The sequence below is a fragment of the Corallococcus caeni genome (genome assembly GCF_036245865.1).
In the GTDB taxonomy this organism is placed as follows: Bacteria; Myxococcota; Myxococcia; order Myxococcales; family Myxococcaceae; genus Corallococcus; species Corallococcus caeni.
The window spans coordinates 1,465,981-1,487,162 of the sequence record NZ_BTTW01000002.1; the positions used below are offsets into that span (position 1 = coordinate 1,465,981).

Annotated in this window: 16 protein-coding genes; 6 read left to right on the forward strand and 10 right to left on the reverse strand. The window is 70.0% G+C overall.

The features are described 5' to 3' along the window. Positions 1-160 precede the first annotated feature (160 nt). Genes AABA78_RS14045 through AABA78_RS14055 form a run of 3 tightly spaced genes read left to right on the forward strand, consistent with a single transcriptional unit; the run spans position 161 to position 2,294 of the window. Positions 161-457: a hypothetical protein gene (locus tag AABA78_RS14045; protein ID WP_338263523.1), complete on the forward strand. Its 297-nt coding sequence runs from the start codon at positions 161-163 to the stop codon at positions 455-457. After that, entirely contained in the window at positions 454-741 is a 288-nt protein-coding gene (locus AABA78_RS14050; RefSeq protein WP_171416936.1) for a hypothetical protein, read from the forward strand. The genes AABA78_RS14045 and AABA78_RS14050 overlap by 4 nt, the downstream gene beginning before the upstream one ends. Beyond that, entirely contained in the window at positions 738-2,294 is a 1,557-nt protein-coding gene (locus tag AABA78_RS14055) for a PepSY-associated TM helix domain-containing protein (RefSeq protein ID WP_338263524.1), read from the forward strand. The genes AABA78_RS14050 and AABA78_RS14055 overlap by 4 nt, the downstream gene beginning before the upstream one ends. Before the next feature lie 638 nt (positions 2,295-2,932). On the opposite strand, the gene AABA78_RS14060 is transcribed toward AABA78_RS14055, so the two are convergent. Beyond that, positions 2,933-5,149 carry a TonB-dependent siderophore receptor gene (locus AABA78_RS14060; RefSeq protein WP_338263525.1) on the reverse strand — a complete coding sequence of 739 codons (2,217 nt, stop codon included), beginning with the start codon at positions 5,147-5,149 and terminating at the stop codon, positions 2,933-2,935. 195 nt (positions 5,150-5,344) lie between these two features. Beyond that, positions 5,345-9,088: an isoleucine--tRNA ligase gene (gene ileS / locus AABA78_RS14065; protein WP_338263526.1), complete on the reverse strand. Its 3,744-nt coding sequence runs from the start codon at positions 9,086-9,088 to the stop codon at positions 5,345-5,347. A gap of 166 nt (positions 9,089-9,254) precedes the next feature. Here ileS and AABA78_RS14070 point away from each other — a divergent pair, with 166 nt between their 5' ends. Next, complete coding sequence (locus AABA78_RS14070; protein WP_338263527.1) at positions 9,255-10,427, forward strand: glycoside hydrolase family 26 protein; 1,173 nt, start codon at positions 9,255-9,257, stop codon at positions 10,425-10,427. Between the two features lie 13 nt (positions 10,428-10,440). On the opposite strand, the gene AABA78_RS14075 is transcribed toward AABA78_RS14070, so the two are convergent. The 6 genes from AABA78_RS14075 to AABA78_RS14100 all read right to left on the reverse strand — a co-directional run bounded on the left by AABA78_RS14075 (position 10,441) and on the right by AABA78_RS14100 (position 15,969). Next, the gene (locus AABA78_RS14075; RefSeq protein WP_338263529.1) at positions 10,441-12,072 is read right to left on the reverse strand and encodes an SDR family NAD(P)-dependent oxidoreductase; all 1,632 of its coding nucleotides are present in this window, start codon (positions 12,070-12,072) and stop codon (positions 10,441-10,443) included. 37 nt (positions 12,073-12,109) lie between these two features. Next, the gene (locus AABA78_RS14080) at positions 12,110-13,300 is read right to left on the reverse strand and encodes a hypothetical protein (protein WP_338263530.1); all 1,191 of its coding nucleotides are present in this window, start codon (positions 13,298-13,300) and stop codon (positions 12,110-12,112) included. Positions 13,301-13,352: 52 nt separating this feature from the next. Continuing rightward, positions 13,353-14,264 (reverse strand): hypothetical protein, encoded by a 912-nt coding sequence (locus tag AABA78_RS14085; protein ID WP_338263531.1) that lies wholly within the window; start codon positions 14,262-14,264, stop codon positions 13,353-13,355. Between the two features lie 147 nt (positions 14,265-14,411). Then, positions 14,412-14,840 carry a YciI family protein gene (locus AABA78_RS14090; protein WP_338263532.1) on the reverse strand — a complete coding sequence of 143 codons (429 nt, stop codon included), beginning with the start codon at positions 14,838-14,840 and terminating at the stop codon, positions 14,412-14,414. 76 nt (positions 14,841-14,916) lie between these two features. Next, on the reverse strand, positions 14,917-15,198 hold the full coding sequence (locus AABA78_RS14095) for a hypothetical protein (protein WP_338263534.1): 282 nt from the start codon (positions 15,196-15,198) through the stop codon (positions 14,917-14,919). A gap of 9 nt (positions 15,199-15,207) precedes the next feature. Continuing rightward, positions 15,208-15,969 (reverse strand): SDR family oxidoreductase, encoded by a 762-nt coding sequence (locus AABA78_RS14100; protein ID WP_338263535.1) that lies wholly within the window; start codon positions 15,967-15,969, stop codon positions 15,208-15,210. Positions 15,970-16,067: 98 nt separating this feature from the next. Between AABA78_RS14100 and AABA78_RS14105 the strand changes: the two genes are divergently transcribed. Together AABA78_RS14105 and AABA78_RS14110 are read left to right on the forward strand one after the other, a co-directional pair. After that, positions 16,068-16,973 (forward strand): AraC family transcriptional regulator, encoded by a 906-nt coding sequence (locus AABA78_RS14105; RefSeq protein ID WP_338263536.1) that lies wholly within the window; start codon positions 16,068-16,070, stop codon positions 16,971-16,973. Between the two features lie 105 nt (positions 16,974-17,078). Beyond that, entirely contained in the window at positions 17,079-17,666 is a 588-nt protein-coding gene (locus tag AABA78_RS14110; protein WP_338263538.1) for a regulatory protein RecX, read from the forward strand. A gap of 12 nt (positions 17,667-17,678) precedes the next feature. Here AABA78_RS14110 and AABA78_RS14115 read toward each other — a convergent pair whose 3' ends face one another. Together AABA78_RS14115 and AABA78_RS14120 are read right to left on the reverse strand one after the other, a co-directional pair. After that, positions 17,679-18,407, reverse strand: a complete 729-nt coding sequence (locus tag AABA78_RS14115) for a hypothetical protein (protein WP_338263539.1) — start codon at positions 18,405-18,407, stop codon at positions 17,679-17,681. Positions 18,408-18,600: 193 nt separating this feature from the next. Beyond that, positions 18,601-21,051 carry an acylase gene (locus tag AABA78_RS14120; protein WP_338263540.1) on the reverse strand — a complete coding sequence of 817 codons (2,451 nt, stop codon included), beginning with the start codon at positions 21,049-21,051 and terminating at the stop codon, positions 18,601-18,603. Positions 21,052-21,182 lie beyond the last annotated feature (131 nt).

The following is a 21,182-nucleotide window of genomic DNA, read 5'->3' on the forward strand; positions in this document are numbered from 1 at the left end:
CGGAGCGCCGCGCTTCCTGGAAGCGGAGGGCGCGGGCGGTGTTCGTGCGTCGACGCTCGCACCGGGAGCACGGGTGGTCTCCGCCTGCCTTGACAGGCCTGGGGACAGTCGTGAGGATGCAAATCATTATCAACTTGGAGCCAAGAGACGGGGCCACGCGGTGGTCACGGTGCTGAGCCTCGCCGCGCTGTGCTTCTGCGCGTCCGCGGTGTCATGGCTGGCCTGTGGCGGCCGTGCGCGGTGGGCTGCGTCGGTGCCGGGGCTCGCGTCGCTGGGGTGCTGCCTGGCCGGCTTCGGGCTGGTGGCGGGGCTGCTGGTGTTGGGGGCGCTGGCGATGACGGCGGCCTCGGTGTTGGTGCTGGTGCTCGCCCCCCGGCCCGCCCGGGCGCGCGCCTTCGCGTGGGTGAGTGGCGTGGCCGGGCTGGTGCCCGTGGTGCTGATGGGCGTGGGGCGATGAGCGCGGGGCGCGGGGACAAGGCCGCGAATCACTCCGTGGCTCGGACGCTGGCGGTGGTGGTGGGTGCGCCGCTGGTCGCCTTCGCGGTGGGGGCGGCGGTCATGGCCTTCCTGCCGGTGTCGGGACCATGGGCCTTCGCGCTGGGCTTCCACCTGGTGCTGCCCGTGTGGGTGGGGCTCGCGTGCACGCTGCCGCTGGCACGGGATGGCCGGGTGGCGTGGGGAGTGTGCCTGGCGGTGGTGGTGCCGGTGGCGGTCGCGCTGATGCTTCGAGGCCCGCGATGAAGCTGTCGCCCCGGACGTTCCGCATCCAGTTCGACCTGCACGCGTGGGCGGGCGTCATCGCCAGCCTGTTCCTGTTCATCATCTTCTTCTGCGGTGTCTTCGCGATGTTCCGCGAGGAGCTGGAGGTGTGGCAGGAGCCCGCGCTCCACGTCGCGCCGCCCTCGGAGTCGCCGCCGTCGTTCGACGCGATGCTCGCGCGGGTGAAGGAGCAGGGGCCGCTGCCGCGTGGCGCGCACGTGGGGCTGCTCACGCACGAAGAGACGCGCTTCATCACCGCGTACCTCTTCGAGCCCGCCGGGCTGCGCGTGGTGTGGCTGGATCCGCTCACCGGCACCGCGCTGCCGGAGCGCAGCCGGCTGGCCAGCGAGCTGTACTGGATGCACTTCTTCTACCGGGTGCCGTGGGGGATGGAGTTCGCGGGCCTGGTGTCGGTGGCGCTGCTGGTGGCGCTGGTCAGCGGCCTGTGGATCCACCTGAAGGACCTGCGGGCGCAGTGGTGGCGCTTCCGGCCCACGGTGAAGCCGCGTTTCTCCGCGTCGGACGCGCACAAGGTGCTGGGCGTCTTCGGGTTGCCGTTCACCGCGATGCTGGCGTGGACGGGAGCGGTGTTGTGTCTGGCGGGTCTGGCGGCGCAGGGCTTCGGGAGCGCGGTGTACCGGGGGCAGGCGGACCGGGTGGCGCGGCTGCGTGGCTACAGCGTGCCGGTGCGGGAGGCGTCGGGGAGGGACGCGCCGATGCTGTCGCTGGATGCGGTGGTGGACCGCGCGCGTGCGTCGGTGCCGGGCGCGGAGGGGACGCCCCGGTACGTGGAGCTTCACGATTACGGCGATGCGAATGGCTGGGCGGGCGTGTACTTCCAGTTGTCTCCGCTGGGGCCGGACCACTTCGCGCACGTGGACACCGTGAAGGGGGAGACGTTCGGGACGAGCATGGAGTCCCGCACGCCGAACTTCAGCTTCGAGCGGCTCCTCTTCGACCTGCACGCGGGCCGGTTCGCGGAGGCGCTGATGAAGCCGCTCTACGCGCTGCTGGCGCTGGCGATGTGCGCGGTGCTCGTCACAGGCAACCTCATCTGGCTGGAGCGTCGCGACCCGTTGCGCACGCGCCGGGGCAACCGCGTGCTGGAGCGGCTGACGGTGGGCGTGTCCGCCGGGCTCGCGTTCGGCACGGCGGTGTACTGCGCCGCGAACCGCGTGCTGCCGTGGACACTGGCGCGTCGAGGGGACTGGGAGTTCGGCCTGTTCCTGGGAGCGTGGGCGTTCGCGGTCGTCATCGCGCTCGTGCCGAGCGGTTCATCGCGGCGCGTGGGCAGCATGCTGTGCGCAGCGGCCGCGGTGCTGTTCGGCGCAGTGGTGGTGGGTGACGTGGTGACGCAGGACGCAAACCTGTTCACGGCGCTGTCGCGGGGGCTGCCCCCGGTGTTCGTGGCGGAAACGTTCCTGGTCGCGATGGCGCTGGGTTGCGGCGGGCTCGCGTGGGGACTGCGCAGGCGCAAGGCAGCGGAACCTGTAGGCAGTGGCGATGCGCCCGAAGGGCCTCTCGTCAAAGCGTAACCGGAGGGTCTGTCATGCGCGCGAGACGCGCCGTGCCTCGGCCGCCACGCTGCCCGCCCCCCGGCCGATGCGGTCCTCCAAACCTGTCCGACAGTCGGACAGCTTTCCGCTGGCTGGATGGGGCGGGTGCCACCGCGGGGGGACCAAACCTGTCGGACAGTCGGACCGGTTTCCACTGGTCGGGGGGGGCCGAGGCCTCCGGTCAGCGGGCTTCCGAACTTGTCGGACTGTCGGACAGGTTTCCACTGGCCAGGTGGCCGAGGCCTCCGGTCGGCGGGCTTCCGAACTTGTCCGACAGTCGGACAGGTTTCCGTTGCTCAGATGGAGCGGGTGCCCCCAGCCGTGGTCGTCCCAACTGGTCCGACAGTCGGACCGGTTCGTGACGTGTGCCGCTGACGGGGACTCGCCGCTGGGTTCTCACCTTCTCATCCCTGGGGCAGAACCCATGACTGAGGGTCTGAGATCCCGGGAAGGCTTGTGATGGCCCGGGGCGTCGTATCCGGGAACGACATGGGGCCCTTCCCGGCGGAAAGGTGCCAGGCAAGAGCCCGCATTGATGCGGCTGCGTGTGATGGCGTCAGGCCCCTCCCGGCGGTGGTGCTCCCGCTCCCGGAAGGGCCTGCCATTCTGCTCGACGGCTACCAGGTGTAGCCGACGGTGGCGGATGCGCGGCGGCGCTCGCCGTAGAAACAGGCCGCCGCGGAACTGCACGAGGACACGTACGCCTTGTCCCCCAGGTTGGAGGCGTTGATGGCAGCGCGCCAGGGGCCTCGCTCGTAGTGCACGTTCGCGTCCACCAGCGTGAAGCCCGGGACCTCCAGCGTGTTCTCGCGGTCCGCGTAGGAACTGCCCACGCCGCGCACTCCCGCCGCCGCGCCGAAGCCCCGCAGCGCGCCGTCCTGGAACGTGTAGTCCAGCCACAGCGACGCCAACACCTCCGGCACGCCCACCGGGCGCTTGCCCAGCTCCAGGTCCGCGCCTTCCGTGATCTCCAGCGAGTACAGCGACGCGGAGCCAATCAGGCTCAGCCCGCGCATCAGCGTGGCGTTGGCCTCCACCTCGAAGCCGCGCGAGCGGACCTCTCCAATCTGCAACTGGTTGAAGGCTCCGTCCGTGGTGACGAAGTTCTGGCGCTTCAGCTCGAACAGCGACAGGCCCACCAGCACTGGGAACGCCTCCGGCTGGTACTTCACGCCCGCCTCCACCTGCTGACCCTTCTCCGGCTCGAACACCGAGCCGTCCGACTTCGTCCCGGCCACCGGGTTGAACGACCGCGAGATGCTGACGTACGGCGCGACCCCCACGTCGAACCGGTAGAGCAGGCCCGCGCGGCCGCTGAAGGCGCTCTCGCTGCCGTCGTAGCTGGACGTGGGCAGAAGCGCGTTGTCCACGTCCAGGCCCACCCAGTCATGGCGCCCGCTCAGCACCAGGTTCAGCCGGTCGTTGAAGCGCAGCTGGTCCTGGAGGTAGACGCCCAGCTGGTCCTGCGTGGACCGGTTCAGCGTGTAGCGCGACTCCGTGGGCGTGTAGTCGCCGCGCACGGGGTTCAGCAGGTCCAGCGGCGCTCCCGCTTCGTAGCCCTGCTCGTCGTCCAGCCGGTAGTTCTTGAAGTCCACGCCCGCCAGCACCGTGTGGCGCACGGGGCCGGTGGTGAAGCGCGCCTCGCCCTGGGTGTCCACCGTGAAGAGGTTCGCGCTCGGGCGGGTGACGAAGTTGCCTCGGGAGAGTCGCGCGTCCGCCGGCTCGCCCGCGTAGCCCACGCCGTAGAGCGTCTGGAAGTCCAGGCCCAGGTGCGCGAAGCGCAGGTTCTGCCGCAGGGTGAAGGTGTCGTTGAAGCGGTGGGAGAACTCGTAGCCCGCCCAGGACTGGTTGCGCTGGAAGTGGTCCAGGCTCTTGTCGCTGGTGAAGAGGTCGGTGGGGATGCGGCCGTAGGGCGCGTCCACCACGGTGCCCACGTAGGGTAGGAAGTTCTGCCCCTGCGTGCGGTCCGCCAGGAAGCTGCCGTGCAGCGTCAGCGACGTGCGCTCCGACGGCGCCCAGGTGAGGGCCGGCGCGATGAAGAGCCGGTTGTTGTCTGTCTCATCCACCTGCGTGCCGCCGCCGCGCGCCAGCGCCGTCACCCGGTAGCGCCAGTGGTTGCCCGAGTCGATGGCGCCGCCCAGGTCCACGCCCACGTAGCCGTTGGCGAACGTGTTGCCACCGACCTCCACGTGCCGCACCGAGCCCTCCACCGGCGGGCGCTTGCCCACCATGTTGAGCAGGCCGCCCGGCGACGTGCCGCCGTACAGCACGGAGGCGGGGCCGCGCACGGCCTCCACGCGCTCCAGGCCGAAGGTCTCCAGCCGCCAGGTGGCGAAGCTGCTGGAGTAGAGCTGGAGCCCGTCCAGGAAGTAGCCGCCCTCCTGCGACGAGAAGCCGCGAATCAGGAACCAGTCGTTGCGCGGATCCGCGCCGAACGTGTCCGAGCGCACGCCCGGCGTGTAGCGCGTGGCCTCCGTCACGGACTGCGCCTGCTGCGCGTCCATCTGCGCCCGGCCCACCACGGACACCGCCTGCGGCGTGTCGATCAGCGCGGTGTCCGTCTTCGTGCCGCTGCCGCTGCGGCGCGCGGTGTAGCCCTTCACCGGACCGTTGGCGCGCTCGCTGTCCACCGTCACCGTCGGCAGGACGTAGAGCTCGTCGTCCCTCGGGTCTTGCGTGGCGGCCGGGGACTCCGGAGCCCGGGGCGGCGCCGGAGCCTCCTGGGGCGCGGCGGGCTCCTGCGCCAGGGCAGGGGAGGCGAGGACGGCGAACGAGGCGCCAAGCAGCACCCCCGGGACGAGGCGGCGCGGACGGCTTCGGTTCTGGATGGGCATGTTGAGAATGATTTGCGAAATCAGGGAGGAGGCCTGCCGCGTAACACGCGCCCCCTGACGCGGCAAGACGGGAGTGGCCCGGGAGGCGCCCACGCCCTCCCGGTCCTCCCGGCTCCACACCGGATGTCTGCATTCACAGCCCCGGGGAGGTGATGACCCGGAGCTGTCTTTCACGGCTCTCCGGAGGTCCGGAGCTCAGGCGCGCTCGACGCGGAGCTTCGCGGGCAGGCCGTTGAGGCTGGCCTCTTCTTCCGTGCCGGTGAGGCCCTGGGGGCCCACGTGAATCTCGGAGGCCAGCGTCTCGCGAGCAATCTCGTCGCGAGCCGCGTCGACGACGCGCTTCACGCGGTCATCGCCGTCCACCCACAGGCGGATGCGGTCGGTGTAGCCCAGGTTCATGTCCTTGCGGGCGCCCTGCACGCGCGCCAGCAGCTCGCGCACCAGGCCTTCGTCCACCAGGGCCTCGGTGAGCTGCGTGTGCATCACCACCACGCCCACGGCGCCGCCCGCGGCGGCGTAGCCGGGCTGCGCCTCCACCAGCGTCTCCAGCTCCTCTGCTGGGAAGACCATGTCCTCGCCGCCCACGTTCAGGGCCACCTTGCCCGTGGTGAGCAGTTCGTGGTGCAGCGCGCGGCCGTCCCCCGAGTCGAACGCCTTGCGCACCGGCGCGAGCTTGGGGCCGAGCCGGCTGCCCATGGCGCGCAGGTTGGGGCGCACGCGGTAGCGCACCACGTCCGCCTCTGGGCTGCCCGGCTCCACCAGCTTCACGGTGTGCACGTTCAGCTCGTCGGAGATGAGCGCCTGGTACACCGCCACGCGCTCCGTCAGCTCGCGGCGCGACAGGATGACGTCCGCGCGCGACAGCGGCTGGCGCACCTTGAGCCGGTTGTCCGTGCGGACCTTGAGGCCCAGCGACACCAGCTCGCGCACCGCGCCCATCTCCGCGGCCAACCCCTCGTCGATGAGGCTCGCGTCCACGTCCGGGAAGCGCGCCAGGTGCACGCTCTCCGGCTGAGATGCGCCCCACGGCTTGCCCACCAGGTTGCCCCACATCTCGTCCGCGAAGAACGGGATGAAGGGCGCGGACAGCGCCGTGATGGTGGTCAGCGCCTCGTAGAGCGTGAAGTACGCGTCCTGCTTGTCCTGCTCGAAGCCCGGCGCCCAGAAGCGCTCGCGGCTGCGGCGCAGGTACCAGTTGGACAGCGCGTCCACCAGCGCCACCATCCGCTGGGCCGCGTCGTACACCTGATAAGTGTCCAGCGCCTTGGCCACGTCGCGCAGGGTGAGCTGCACCTCGGAGAGGATCCACCGGTCCAGCACCGGCCGGGCCTTCACCTCGCGCCAGCCCTGGCTCTTGCGGATGGCCAGCCACGGGGCCTCCGTGGCGCCCGCGTTGCCCTTCGCGGGATGGAACCCGTCGATGTTCGCGTAGATGGTGAAGAACGAGTAGACGTTGCGCAGCTTGACCTGGAAGTCCTTCTGCAACAGCCGCACGTTCGCCAGCGAGTGGCGCGTGTTGGACCAGGTGGGGCTGGCCGCGTAGAAGAACCACCGGAACGCGTCCGCGCCCGGGGCCTTGGTGGCGGGGTCCTTGAGCACCACGCGCTCCGTGGGCGCCAGCCGGGGCACCTCCACCGGCATCACGTCCACGCCGCGCGCGGAGGGCTTCACGCCCAGCTGCTGAAGCTCCTGCGGCGCCAGCAGCACCACGCGGCGCTTGAGCTTCTTGTGCACCTTCACCGTCACCGTGACGGGCGCGTCCGGCCGGTCCGGGCGGAAGAGCTGCACCTTCGCGCCCTCCTGCGTGTCCAGGCCCTCCAGGTCCTCGCGAGCGATGAGCGCCACGCCGGCTTCCGCCGGGACGCCGGCCTCCGTGGCGGTGAGCACCGCGAAGTCCATGCGCACCTCGTCCAGGATGATCTCCGGCGGGGTGTAGTTGCCCTTGGACTTGGACTCCTTCTTGCCTTCCTTGTCGGAGACGTGCCCCAGCACGATGCAGCTCTTGTACGGCATGGGCCACTCGCGCTTGGGCGTCAGGCCCATGCGCTTCTGCGTCTCCTCGTCGAAGAGGAGCGTGCTGACCATGAGCAGCGAGTAGAACCAGCCGCGCGTCTGGTCGATGGCCTCCGAGATGAAGTCCGCCGGGAACGCGCGGTTGAAGATGGCCTGCGACCCTTCCGCGTGCGGGAAGCCCCACTGCGCGAAGGGCATGCAGCCGGAGTCGAACCACACGTCCACCACTTCCGGGACGCGCTGGAACTTCCCGCCGGAGCCGGCCTTCTCGTACGTCACCTTGTCGATCCACGGCTTGTGGACCAAGAGGTGCTCCGCGTTGGACTCGTGCGGCTTGCCGGCGAGGAACGCCTTCAGCTCCGCTTCGACAGCGGCCACGTTGTTGCCCGGCTTCTGGCGCAGCTCCGCGATGGAGGCCACGGCCTCCGTCTCACCCGTTTCGGAGTGGATCCACAAGGGCAGCGGCGTGCCCCAGTAGCGCTCGCGCGACAGGGCCCAGTCCACGTTGTTGTCGAGGAAGTCGCCGAAGCGGCCGTCCTTGATGTTCTCCGGGACCCAGTTGACCTGCTGGTTGTTCGCCTTGGCCTGCTCGATGACGGAGGTGGTGCGGATGTACCAGGCGGGGCGGGCGTACTGGATGAGGGGGTCCTCGTCCGCGCGCCAGCAGAAGGGGTACTCGTGGCGGTACTGCTCCGTGTGGATGAGCAGCCCGCGCTCCTTCAGGTTGCGCTGCAGGTCCTTGTCCGCGTCCTTCACGAAGCGGCCCACGACGAGCGGCACCTCTTCGGAGAACGTGCCGTCCGGCTTCACCGCGCAGCGCATCTGCAGCGCTTCCGGATCCGCGAAGCGCGTGGCGTCCTTGCGGTAGGCCTTGTAGTCGTCCTCGCCGAAGGCGGGCGCCGTGTGGACGATGCCCGTGCCGCTGTCCAGCGTGACGAAGTCCGCCGGAATCACGCGCCAGCCCACCGTGTCGGAGCCGCCGTCCTTCAGGGGCAGCGTGGCGTCCGCCTCCTTCGCGAAGTACGTGTCGAAGGGCGGCGTGTAGCGCTTGCCCACGAGGTCACTGCCCTTCTGCGTGGCCAGCACGGGCAGGTCCTTCTTCAGCTTCTTGGCCAGTTCCTCGCGCAGCGCCGCGGCGAGGATGAGCTTGCGGTCGCCCGCGTCCACCGTGACGTAGTCCACGGACGGGTTGACGGCCGCGTACATGTTGGACGGCAGCGTCCAGGGCGTCGTCGTCCAGATGAGCAGCGACGTGTCCGGCGCGTCGCGCAGCGGGAAGGCCACGTAGACGCTGGGGTCGTCCACCGTCTTGTAGCCCAGGCCCACCTCCGCGGCGGACAGCGCGGTGCCGCCGCGCGGCCACCACCACACCACCTTGTGGCCCTGGTACAGCAGGCCCTTCTTGTAGAGCTCGGAGAGCGCCCACCACACGCTCTGCACGAAGCCCCGGTGGTACGTGACGTAGGCCTCGTTGAGGTCCACCCAGAAGCCGATGCGCTGGGTCAGCCGCTCCCACTCCGACGTGTAGCGGAACACGGACTCGATGCAGCGCTCCGTGAAGGGCTCCACGCCGTACTTCTCGATCTCCGCCTTGCCGTGGATGCGGAGCTCCTTCTCCACCTCCACCTCCACCGGCAGGCCGTGCGTGTCCCAGCCCGCCTTGCGCGGCACGTAGTGGCCCCGCATGGTCTGGTAGCGCGGGAACAGGTCCTTGATGACGCGCGTGAGGACGTGGCCGTTGTGGGGCAGGCCGTTCGCGGTGGGCGGGCCTTCGTAGAAGACGAAGGAGGGCTTGCCTTCGTTCGCCTTGAGCGATTTCTCGAAGATGCCGCGCTCCTTCCAGAAGGCCAGGATGCGGCGCTCCTCGGCCGGGAAGTCCATCTCCACGGGGACCGCGTTGAACAGGGGCGAGGGCTTTTCGGACATGGTGGCGTGCTTGATACCACCGGCCCGGCCCTTTGGCAGTGAATCCAGGGCCTTGCGAACCCGCCCGCACGCCGGTGGACAGATTTGTCTAAGCTGAAATTCATGCAATTCATGCGTGAAGGGTGACACCCTGGCCGCTCCCCGGGCAGCCACTGGAGGTCCCCGCGTGACGCACGTCCCCCCGAAGCCATCCCTCTCCTTCCTGCTGGCGGCGCTGGTGCTGTGCCTGGGCGCGGGCACGGCCCAAGCGCAGGTGTCCCGGACCCTGAGCACGCCGGGTCCCACGGCGCAGGCGCAGAGGGTCTACAACCTGCTGACGGACCTGGAGAACAACAGCCGCAACGGTGGGACGAAGCAGACCATCATGGGGCAGCACTGCGAGGCCCATAAGGAGGCCTACGCCGGTGAGTACTGGGTGAAGGTGGGGGACATCTCCGGCCGCCGCCCGGGCTTCGTGGAGCTGGACTTCGGGCCGGGCAACTACCACTCGACGTACGCGGAGCCCTACGTGGACTCCGCGGTGGGCTTCGCGCGCGACCGCTTCATCTACGGCGAGGGCATCGTCGGATTCAGCTTCCACCAGTCCTACCCGGGCGCGTCGGTGAAGAGCTGGGAGAACACCTTCCGGCAGTCGTGGATGGATTACGCGTGGATGGGCCGGGTCATCAACTGGCAGGCCAACACGGCGGAGTACCAGGCGCTGCTTCGGGATTTGTCCTTCGCGGCGGACAAGCTCGCGTACCTCCAGCAGCAGGGCGTGCCGGTGCTGTTCCGTCCCTTCCACGAGATGAACAAGAAGGGGAGCGCGTCGCCGTTCTGGTGGGCGAACCAGGACCCCGCCCAGTACAAGCAGCTGTGGATCATCGCGCATGACTACCTGGTCAAGACGCGTGGCTTGAAGAACCTCGTCTTCGTCTGGTCGCCGTATGAGTGGGACGGGACGTACGGCGGGGACCCGTGGAACTACTATCCGGGCAACGACCGCGTGGACGTGGTGGCCGTGGACATCTACCACGGTAATCCCTACTTCCCGGCGCAGTTCTACACGGGGCTCGCGGGCTACAACAAACCGCGCATGGTGGCGGAGACGGACAAGCTGCCGGTGCGCTGGGGCGACAGCCGCTACGGCACGGTGTCCGAGCTGGATGCGCGCCCGTGGGCCATCTACTCCGTGTGGGGGGACTCGCTCGTCTACAACCTGGGCACGACGAGCCCCAACGACTGGAACGTGTCCAGCAGCTACAAGGCCATCAAGGACACGTATGGGTATTACGGCACGTACTGGCGCGTGCTGACCGGCGGGAGCAACGCGACCTACAACTGGGGCGCGCTGCGCTGAGCGGCTCGGAGCCTCACCAGTCCGTGGAGCGGTAGTCCTTGAAGAAGTTGCCCCAGACGCACTCGCCGGTGTTCACGGCGGTGATGACGGGGTCGACGATGCGCGCGGCCCCGTCCAGGATGTCCAGCGGGGGCTGGAAGTCCAGCTCCTGCACCTTGCGCTCGGCGTGCTGCGCGGGGTCTTCATCCGTCACCCATCCGGTGTCCACGGCGTTCATGAAGATGTTGTCGCGCGCGTAGTCCGGCGCGGACGTCAGCGTCATCATGTTCAGCGCGGCCTTGGCCATGTTGGTGTGCGGGTGCTTGTCCGTCTTCGTCCAGCGGGAGAAGCTGCCCTCCATCGCGGACACGTTGACGATGTGGCCCGGCCGCGAGCGGTCCTTCAGCATCAGCGGCTTCAGCTTCCCGCACAGGATGAAGGGCGCCACCGCGTTCACCAGGTGCACCTCCAGCATCTCCGCGGTGCGCACCTCCGACAGCCGCAGGCGCCAGGAGTTCGTGGCCCTGAGGTCCACCTGCTGGAGGTCCGCGTCCAGCCGCCCCTCCGGGAAGAGGGCCTGCGTGTCGCCCTCCTGCTCCATGGCGTAGGGCAACAGCGACAGCGCCGCGGAGGAGTGGATGCCCAGCGCGGGGTCGCTGCTGCGCCAGGTCGCCACGGGCAGGGAGGTGTTCCCTCCGTCGCCCGGGCCCAGCGCGGGCCGGAGCGCGGCGATGCAGGACTCGTGGCCCGCGAGCAGCGGGCGCAGCTGGGGGGGCAGGGTGCTGGCCTCGCGCAGCTCGCCCTCCAGCAGGTGCTGGTAGAAGCCCGGCGGGCGGCGCACGGTCTGCGCCGCGTTGTTGATGAGGATGTCCAGCCGCTCGTACGTCTGTTCGATGTGGCGCGCGAACAGCTCCACGCTGGGCGCGTGCCGCAGGTCCAGGCCGTGCACCTGGAGCCGGTGGGCCCAGTCCGCGAAGTCCGGCTCGCGCGCGTAGCGGTGCGCCGCGTCCTGGGGGAAGCGCGTGGTGGCGATGACCGTGGCCCCCGAGCGCAGGAGCATCAGCGACGCCTGGAAGCCAATCTTCACCCGCGCGCCGGTGATGAGCGCCACCTGGCCGGTGAGGTCCGCGCGCTGCGTGCGCCGGGCGTAGTTCAGGTCCCCGCACGGGATGCACAGGGCGTCGTAGAAGAAGTGGAGCTTGCGGAACTCCGTCTTGCACACGTAGCACTTGCGCGGCACCTCCAGCAGGCGCTCCGGCACCGCTTCCGGCGGAGGTGGAGGCAGCATGGGCAGGGTGAGCACCGGCGCCTTGCGCAGCATGCGGATTTCCGTGCCCGAGCGCACCGCGCGGTCGTTGGCGCGCTGCGCGTCCTTGCGCTCCTTCTTGAGCGCGTTCGAGAGCCGGACCTTCGAGGCCTTGTCCGGGTGGACGAGCCGGCCCGCGGCGGCCAGCAGGGCGTGGTGGTCCTCCTCCGGGATGCGGCGCAGCAGGACGCGGTGCTCGGCGAGCGTGCTGAGCAGCGCCGTGGCGCGGCGCACGTCCTCGGCGCGGATGTCGGGGGGCAGGGCCGTGTCGACTTCGGGCGACGACGGCGGGAGGTTCTCAACGGCCAGGTTCTTCACGCCCTGGTGCTTTACCTTCCCGGGCGCTCCAGGGGAAGGCATGGCGCGAATGGGCCTGGAGGGCGGGCAGGCGGGCCGGTCAGCCCAGGCCCAGGCGGGGGAGCGTCACCTCGCGCACGCGGGGGATGCGGAAGCGGTAGAGGAACGCGTCCGCGAAGTAGTGCGCCAGCACCACGCCGTTGGTGGCGAGGACGCCCAGCGACCACAGCGGTTGCTGCCGCAGGAGGAAGGCCGTGGCCGCGCCCCCCGTCGCCCCGTCCACCAGCGCGACGAAGGGGCTGTTGGCCACGCCCACCAGGATGATGGGCGCCATGAGGGCCAGCATCGCCGCCCACACGCGCGGGCCGCGCAGGCGGGCCGTGGCTTCCGAGGGCGTGGGCTGGAGCATCCGGCCGGTGAGGAAGAAGTACTCCAGGCCGTGGATGCCCGCGCTCAGGATGGCGCCCCACAGCGGCCACACGAGGTACACCGCCACCACCGCCACGTGCGCCAGGACGTACACGCGCCGGGGGCCGCTCTGGCCTGGAGGCCCGCGCAACGCGAGCACCAGCTTCACCGCGAAGACGCCCCAGACGGCGAGCAGCACCCAGGTGAGGCCATGCGGCAGGGAGCCGGCTTCCGCCTGGCCGATGTTGATCATGGGCCGCGAGCCCAGGGCGCTGGTGACGGGCAGGGCCAGGGAGCGGAGCATCATCAGCGACAGCGCGACGGGCACGAACTGGCGCTGGAGCGTGCGCTCGGACTCGGACAGGGGCGGGGCGCCCGCGGCGCGGGCCCTCAGGCCGTGCAGCGCCCACAGCCCCTTCACCTGCGACAGCGTGTGGTGCGCGGCGAGGACGTGGATGCCCGCACCGAGGAGCAGCGCGAGGAGCGGGGCGTAGGTGTCCCCGTACCAGAGCAGCCCGAAGGTGAGCGCGAACACCGCCGAGGAGCCGCCCACGAGCAGCCGGGACTGGGTGGGCGTGGTGTGCAGCAGCTCGCGCCGGGTGCCCACCAGCAGGAAGGTGAGGACGACGTGCGTGCCGTTGAGGAAGACGTACTGCGACGTCCACCGGCCGATGAGCTGGGCGAACCCCTGCGAGCCCTCGCCGGTGAGGCTCGCGAGCCACACGGAGGCAAGGAGCAGCAGCGTGGGCAGCAGCAGGATGCTCAGGTCCGCCCGGGGCGAGAAGAGCCACAGCCCCTGGAAGCGCAGGGACGCCGGGGCTTCGGAGGCTTCGAGCGCGGGGGCGGGCAGGGGGGCCATGCGCGCGGCAGTATAGACGCGCACGGGACGGGGAGGCTCCAGCGGGCCTCCTCCCATGGAGAGCGGGCGGGGAGGCTTAGCGCACCGCAGCCTGCGTCACCGGCCGGCCGATGGAGATGCGCCCCTGCTCCGGCGACTTCGGATGGAAGGCGTCGCGGGGGCCGAACTGGAACCCCGTGGGGCTGCCCCTCGCAGCCACCTGGAAGTGGATGGCGCCCGGGCCCACGCCGCCGCAGGTGGGAGTCTGGCCGGGCTGGTACGCGCGCGGGTCGTAGTCCTTCGCCCCCGGTCCGCAGCCCGCGTAGCTCCGCACGGCCTTCAGCGGCAGCACGGATGCACCCTCCGCCGCGTGGTGCTTCAGGTCCGACGCGTCGAGCACCGGCACCGCGTAGACCGCGGGCGCGCCGTCGCTCGCGGGCGACACCTGCTTCGCGGTCCCCATCACCAGCAGGATGTGGCCGGTGTCCTTGTTGAGACCCTTGCCGCTCTTGCGTGTCTGGAGGCGCCCGGCGTCGCACCAGTCCCCCAGGCACCACGAGATGACGTCCCCGGGCCGCACCTGCCGCAGGTCCGTCACCGCCGTGAAGCCCGCGCCCTGGGCCGGCGCGGTGCCCAGGCCGTGGAACCAGGCCTCCCAGATGAACGCGCGGGGCCAGTTCCACTTCGTCTCACCCGGGAACCGCTCCGTCTTGAACTTCAGCACCGCCGCGTACTGCGTGGGCAGGGTCTTGCCCACCAGGTAGCTCACCCAGCCCGAGCAGTCCGTGTACGCCGTCCAGCCGCCCTCCTGCTGCTGGATGAGCGGCTGGCCGTCCGGCGCCTGCGTGTACGCGTAGCTCGTCTGGGTCAGGCCGTTGTTGATGGCCTGCGCGGTCTCCAACAAGGGCCTCACCCCCGGTGGCAGCTCCGAGGGCGAGGCGGCCCGCGCGGAGCCGGCCACGCAGAGGATGCAGACCGCGGTGAGCGTCTTCGCTGGGTGTCGGGCCATGACTCCTGGGAGTCGTAGCCGTAGCAGCCGTTCAGCACGACGACCTTGCGTGACGCCGGGGAGTAGAGGACAGCGCGCGTGTCGAACTCATGGCAGTTCGGGCACGGCACGCCCGCGAGTCGGTGGCACCAGCGAGGCTTCCATGGGTCACGACGACTTCTTGAAGGTCTGGCTCCAGGTGGGGGCCACCTTCTCGATGAGCGCCACCAGCTCCGGCGGGATGTCTCCGGCGCCGGTGAGGGGCCGGACCTCCATCACGTCGTCGTTGCCCATCCCGCCCGGATAGCGGCGGGCCCATTCGATGGCCTCCTCCTTCGACGCCACCTCCAGCACGTAGAAGCCGCCGATGAGTTCCTTCGTCTCCGCGTAGGGCCCGTCCTTCACGGTGGACTTGCCGCCCTTGAAGACGACGTGCGCGCCCGGGGAGGGGCTGAGGCCCTCGGAGGCGATGAGCACGCCCGCCTTGTGCATCTCCTCGTTGAATTTCATCTGCGCGATGAAGACGGCCTCGTCGAAGGGCGCGTCCGAGTGCGTGGGCTCGAGCGTGGAGGGGCGGGGGATGAGCATGAAGCGCATGGGGGTGACTCCTGGCGTGGGGTGTGACCTGCCTCCTCATAACGAATGGCCTCGCGCCGGATCGACACGGGGGATTTCATGAGGCGGGGCGCTTGAAGCACACCATCCCGAACTGGGCATCCATCAGGACCAGCTCCCAACCTTCCTTGCCCATGGAGACCAGGTAGGTGTTGAGCGCGTCGACGCCGAAGAGCGGGTTGAAGTCATCCGACTTCCGGCAGAACTGCTGCCACTCGCGCACCCGTTTCGGTTTGGTGAACCGCTGGTGCATGGGAGGCAGGTCGTCCTCCGACCCCGCGGACGTTCCACCCAGGAACGTCAGCGTGAGACAGAGGGCCTTCAGGATGGGGGAGCGCATGCCTCCATCCTAGGTGCCGGTCCTGGCCATCTCCACGGCGTCCGCACCCGCGGGCAGGCGGAGCGGGCTCAATGGGTCGTTCACCGCGCGCCAGATGACCTCCGCCACGTCGAGCGACCGGGTGAACGGCTCGGACTGCTGGCCCGCCCTCTTCTCGAAGATGCCCCGCACGAAGTCCGCGTACGCCTCCGGGACGGCGACGCCCTGGTCGCGCATCCGGGCCTGCGCGTTCTGCCCGAAGGGCGTCTCCGGGGACCGTCCCGGAATCACCAGGCTCACGCGCACGTTGAAGGGCTGGAGCTCCAGCTCGAGTGACTCCGTGAACGCGTTGAGCGCCGCCTTGCTCGCGGTGTAGACGGCGAGCAGCGGGAGCGGCTTGAACGTCGTGCCTGACGACACGTTCACGATGACCCCCGCCTTCCGCTGCCTGAATTGGGGCAGGAACGCGTGGGTCACGGCCATCACACCGAACGTGTTCGTCTCGAAGGTGGCGCGGACCGTCTCCATCGGGGTGCCCTCGAAGACGCTCAGCAGGCCGACGCCCGCGTTGTTGACCAGCACGTCGATGGGGCCGGCGGCCTCCACCAGCTCGCGGATGCTCTTCGGGTCGGTGACGTCGAGCGGGAGCACGCGCAGGTGCTCGGAGCGGGGCAGCACGTCCTCGCGCGGCGTGCGCATCGTGGCGACGACCTTCCAGCCGCGCTCGAGGAAGTAGCGGGCGGTGTCGAGGCCGAAGCCGGACGAGCAGCCGGTGATCAGAATCGTCTTCATGGCGTCTCCTGGGGTGCGGGTTCCGGTGACGGATATACGGAGCGCCGTCCGGACCTGCTACAACAGGGAGTCCAGATTTCATTCGCAGGAGTCCGGCCATGGTGGATCCGCTGGCGGAAGTGGTCACGCTGCTCCAGCCGGGCGCCCCCTTCTCGAAGTTCGTCAGCGCCGCGGGCCGGTGGAGGGTGCGGCGCGCGGAGAAGGGGCGGCCCTTCTACTGCGCGGTCCTCATGGGGCGGAGCCGCCTCGCGGTCGACGGACGCGAGCCGGTCATCCTCGAGAAGGGGGACTTCGTCCTCATCCCCGCCGCATTCGACTTCACGACGTCGAGCATCGAGCCGCCGAAGGGAAGGCACGACACGCCGCGCATCGTGCTGCCCGATGGTGAAATCCGGAACGGCGACTTCCAGGGCCCACCCGACGTCCGGATGATGGTGGGGTACTGCGTCTTCGCCTCTCCGGACGCGAGCCTGCTCGTGTCGCTCCTTCCCCAGTTCGTGCACATCCGCGGCGAGCAGCGGCTCTCCGCCCTCGTGGAGTTGGTGCGGGAGGAGTCCCGCGAACGGCGGCCCGCGCGCGAGGTCATCCTCGCCCGCCTCATGGAGGTGCTCCTCATCGAAGCCCTCCGCTCCACGGCGGGCACCGCCGCGTCGCCGGGCCTGTTGCGCGGGCTCGCCGACGAGCGCCTGTCCGTCGCGATCCGCCGGATGCACGAGCACCCGACCCGGGCGTGGACCGTGGCACAGCTGGCGAAGGAGGCCGCGCTGTCCCGTTCGACGTTCTTCGAGCGCTTCAGCCGCGCGGTGGGCGTTGCCCCGATGGAGTACCTGCTCGGCTGGCGCATGGCCCTGGCGAAGGACCTGCTGCGGCGCAAGCAGGACGTCACCGTCGCCGAGGTCGCGGAGCAGGTCGGCTACAGCTCCGCGAGCACCTTCAGCGTGGCCTTCACCCGGCACGTCGGACAGCCGCCCACGCACTACGCGCGGGCGCAGGCGGCGCCGTGACGCTCTACTTGAGAGCAGCCGGGCGGACGTGCCCCGGGCGGACACCCTGGAGGGACACCGGACGCGGCCCCATGGGTCGGACCCGGGTGGTAGAGCTGTCCCGCCATGGATGATCCAACCGACAGGGACACCGAGCGCCGCCGGGAGCCTCGCAAGCCGAAGCCGCCCCGGAAGGTGTCGCAGCGCTACCTGGAGAACGCGGCGCTGCACTACCTCAAGCGCTACGCGGCCACGGTGAGCCAGCTCAAGCGTGTGCTGATGCGCCGGGTGGACCGCTCCGTGAAGTTCCACGGCGGTGACCGCGCGGAAGGAGTGGGCTGGGTGGACGCGCTGGCGGAGAAGCTCATCCGCAACGGCCTCATCAACGACCGGACCTACGCGGAGACGCGCGTGCACTCGCTGCGTGCGTCCGGCCGCAGCGCGCGCGTCATCACCCAGAAGCTGCGCATGAAGGGCGTGGCGCCGGAGCTGGTGCAGGAGAAGCTGGCGGAGGCCACCCAGGACGTGTCCGAGGACGCCGCCGCCCTCATCTGGGCGCGCAAGAAGCGGCTGGGTCCCTACCGGCGCGACCTCAGCACGCGCGCGGAGCACCGCCAGAAGGACCTGGCGGCGCTCGCTCGCGCGGGCTTCTCCTTCGCCATCGCGAAGCGCGTCATCGACGGGACGGCGGATGACCTGCCGTCCCGCGACTGAAGGACTCGGGGCTCAGTACATCTTCAGGTCGTACTTCGCGGTGGGCGTGTAGTCGTCTCCCGCCGGCAGGTTGCGCGTGTCGGTGATCTTCACCGCGTAGACGCCATTCGCCACGACATTCGCCGTCGCGCGGTAGATGAGGCAGGAAGGGATGAGCTGCGAGCAGACGGTGCTCGTCGTGCTGCCCACGAGCGCGCCCAGCGTGCGGGTGGCGTAGTTGTACGCGTAGATGTCGATGCGCATCCACGGGCCATTGCGCAGGTTGTAGGTCTCCACCGTCATCACCTGGTTTATCGGCGTGGCCACCAGCACCCAGTCCACGTCGTTCTGGCGGTGGAAGGAGTGGTTGAGCTGCGGCGTGCCATTGTACGAGGACGCGACGGTGTGCGTGTTGTCGCTCTCATACGAATCCGGAGGCGCCAGCAGGCAGTTGGCGGGCGGGCTGAAGCCGGCATCGACGCAGACGTTGCTCACGCAATTGCAGCCGGAGGCGCAGTCCGAACCCGTGGTGCAGGCGCGCACGGGCGCCTGGTCGCAGTAGCCCGCGGGCGGCTGCGGACCGGCGACGACGGCGCACAGGCCGCTGCTGCAAACACAGGGGGACACGCAGTCGAGCGACGTCGAACAGGCCCGCAGCTCCGACTCCTGCGTCGCCAGCGCCTCCGGCTCCAGCGCGGCCTCTTCCACGTTCCCGCAGCCCACGACGAACAGCGCCAGCGCCGCCGCACTCCAACGAAGCATCTTCACGGTGTCTCCTCGGGTGGGAAGCCCGGAAAGGGGCGCGGAAGTGTGCCGCCTGACAGGAGTCCATTTCACCCGGAGTGAAGTCTGCCTTCCGTGAAGGGGGCCTGGCAATCCCTGTCAGGCTCAACGAAGCGGCCCGGCGCCTTCTGGGAAGGCGCCGGGCCGGTAGGGTCCTGCTGTCTGGCTTTGACTACTCCTGGAGGTGCGTGACGGTCAGCGCCGGGTCCGCGGCGATCTCCGCCTCCGTGTAGCGCCGGTCCACCCACTGCTTCTGGGAGAACATCGCCGTCTGGTCCGCGTACCAGGGCGAGGCCGGGTTCGAGGACTGGGAGTAGGTGAGCACGGACTTCGCCACGGGCCCCGCGTCCGTGAAGGACACGGCCATGACGAAGCTGGAGCCCAGGACGGGCTCGTAGGTGCCGTCCGGAGCGATCTGGTTGGCGATCTGGTTGAAGCAGCCCTCGTCGTGGCTGCAGCCGTGCACCGGGTAGAAGATGCCGTTCTTGCGCTTGCCCTGCACGGAGCCCGTCGCCGCGTCCAGCGGGACGCCGCGCTCGCGCAGCGTGCGGATGGCGGTGCCCAGCGCCTGGGCCACCTGCGGGTTCAGGGTGTTGAGCGTGCGCGGCGTGTTGACGGGGTCGTTCGCGTTGAAGGGCACCAGGTACGGCCCGCCCGTGACGCCTACCGCGCTGAAGACGAACACGCGCCAGAGCAGTTCGCCCCGGCTGTCCAGGTCGCCCTTGAGGTCCCACGCGGCCAGCACGGGGCAGGCGGGGCGCAGGTCCTCGAAGGTGAGGTCCGGCATCAGCACGTAGGGCGTGCGGCGGCACAGCGCCACCGCGGCGTCGCGCAGCAGTTCTCCGGAGTGGTTGCGGTTGTTGAACATCACCGTCTGGAGCTGCTCCAGCGTGAAGCGCTGGCCCTCCAGGCCGTCCGTGCCCGCCAGGCGGCCCTGCACCATCTTCAGGCCCAGGCGCGTGCGCAGGCTGCGCGGGTTCTTCTCACCGCCCAGGATGCGCGGGAAGCCGGTGAGCGGCTGGGCGGGGTTGGGCAGCCAGTAGCTGTCGTTGGAATTGGTGACGTAGTCGGCGCGCTGGAGGCGCGGCAGGCTCCCGGGGCCGAAGATGCCCGGCTCCACCGCGTCCGCGTCCGTGCCCAGGGCGCAGTCGGAGCGCGAGCCGTCCAGCACCGGCAGCCCCGCGGACTGGAGCACCAGGAGCGGGATGGGGGACAGCACGCAGCGCAGGAGCTTCGCGTCGCTGACGTGCGGCACCACGCTCATGTCCGCGTAGTACGCGCGGCCCTGCGCGTCCGCGGCGATGGTGTTCACCCACGGGATGCCCTGCCAGGTGTCCTGCGCCGTGCGCAGTTCGTCCACGTTCGCCGCGCGGTCCATGGCGAAGAAGGCGTCCAGCAGGCGCAGGTTGGTGGCGTTGGCGTCGTGGAACGCGTAGCCGGTGAGGCCGTTCCACGTCATCAGGCCGGAGGGGTACTCCAGCATGGGGCCCAGGTGCGAGCGGTAGAAGGTGTGCTGGCGCGGCGTGAGCGTCCCGTTCGCCTCCTTCGCCTGCACCGTCACGGTGCGGGTGGTCATCTCGCGGATCTGCCCGTCATACAGGTACTTCGTCGGAGCGCCCGGGATGAGCTTCAGCTCGAACGGCGTGAAGCGGTACGCGGTGGAGACGGTGTGGCTCCAGGCCAGCGTCTCGTTGTGGCCAATCAGGATGGCGGGCACGCCCAGCAGGCTCACGCCGCTGACGTTGAGCTTGCCCGGCACGGTGAGGTGCGCCTCGTAGAAGCGCTCCGAGCCCTCCCAGGGGAAGTGCGGGTTTGCCAGCAGCATGCCCTTGCCGTTGCGCGTGGCCTGGGCGCCCAGGCCGAAGGCGTTGCTGCCCAGGCCCAGCGACTCGGAGCTCGGGAAGACGTTGCGGTCCAGCGACGCGGGAACGGGCAGCGGCTGCGGCAGCGTGCCATCCGGCAGCAGGGACGGCGGCTTCGCGTCCACCAGCGCGTCCAGGAAGTACAGGGAGCTGGCGAAGAGGCTCAGCTGGTAATAGCGCAGGTACAGGTCGCGCTCGGTGATGGGGCGCACCCACGCGCCGCCCCGGCAGCGCGCGTCCGGCAGCGCGTCCACGCCGGTCTCCGCGAGGTAGCGGTTGATGCCCGCCGCGTAGCCCCGCACCAGCTCGCGCGCGTCCGGGGAGGGCCCCAGGGGCGGCGGCTTCGCCAGCAGCGCGTCCACCGAGCCGTCGTCGATGATGGCCTGGTAGAAGTAGTCGCTCTTGAGGTTGTTGTACCGGCTGCCCAGGGCCGCCAGGTACTCGCCGTCCGGCCCGAAGTAGCGCGAGCGCTGCGCGTTCACGGTCACCAGCGCGTCCATCAGCTCGCAGAAGTTGTCCTGCGCGAACGCGTAGCCGTAGCCGTAGCCCACGCCCGCGAAGTCGTCCGCCAGCACGTGGGGGATGCCGTGCGCCGTCCTGCGCACCGTGGCGGAGAGGCCGCCCGCCGCCAGCTTCACCGACGCCTTGGGGCCTTCCGGCGCCGGGGGCGTCGCGGTGCGCGGCTCGCACGCCGTGGCGCACATCAGCGCCACCAGCGGCAGCAGCCGGGCGCCGCCGTTCCTTCCGTTACGTCCGTCCATTCGAGGGGTCCTTTCCCGGTGGGGAGAAATTCCCTCCTAATTGTAGAAACGCATCATTCCTGGATCGCGCCGTCGTAGGCCGAGCGGAATTCCGTGTTTGCGTGTATGGCTCGGCGTCGGGAGCCCGGGGT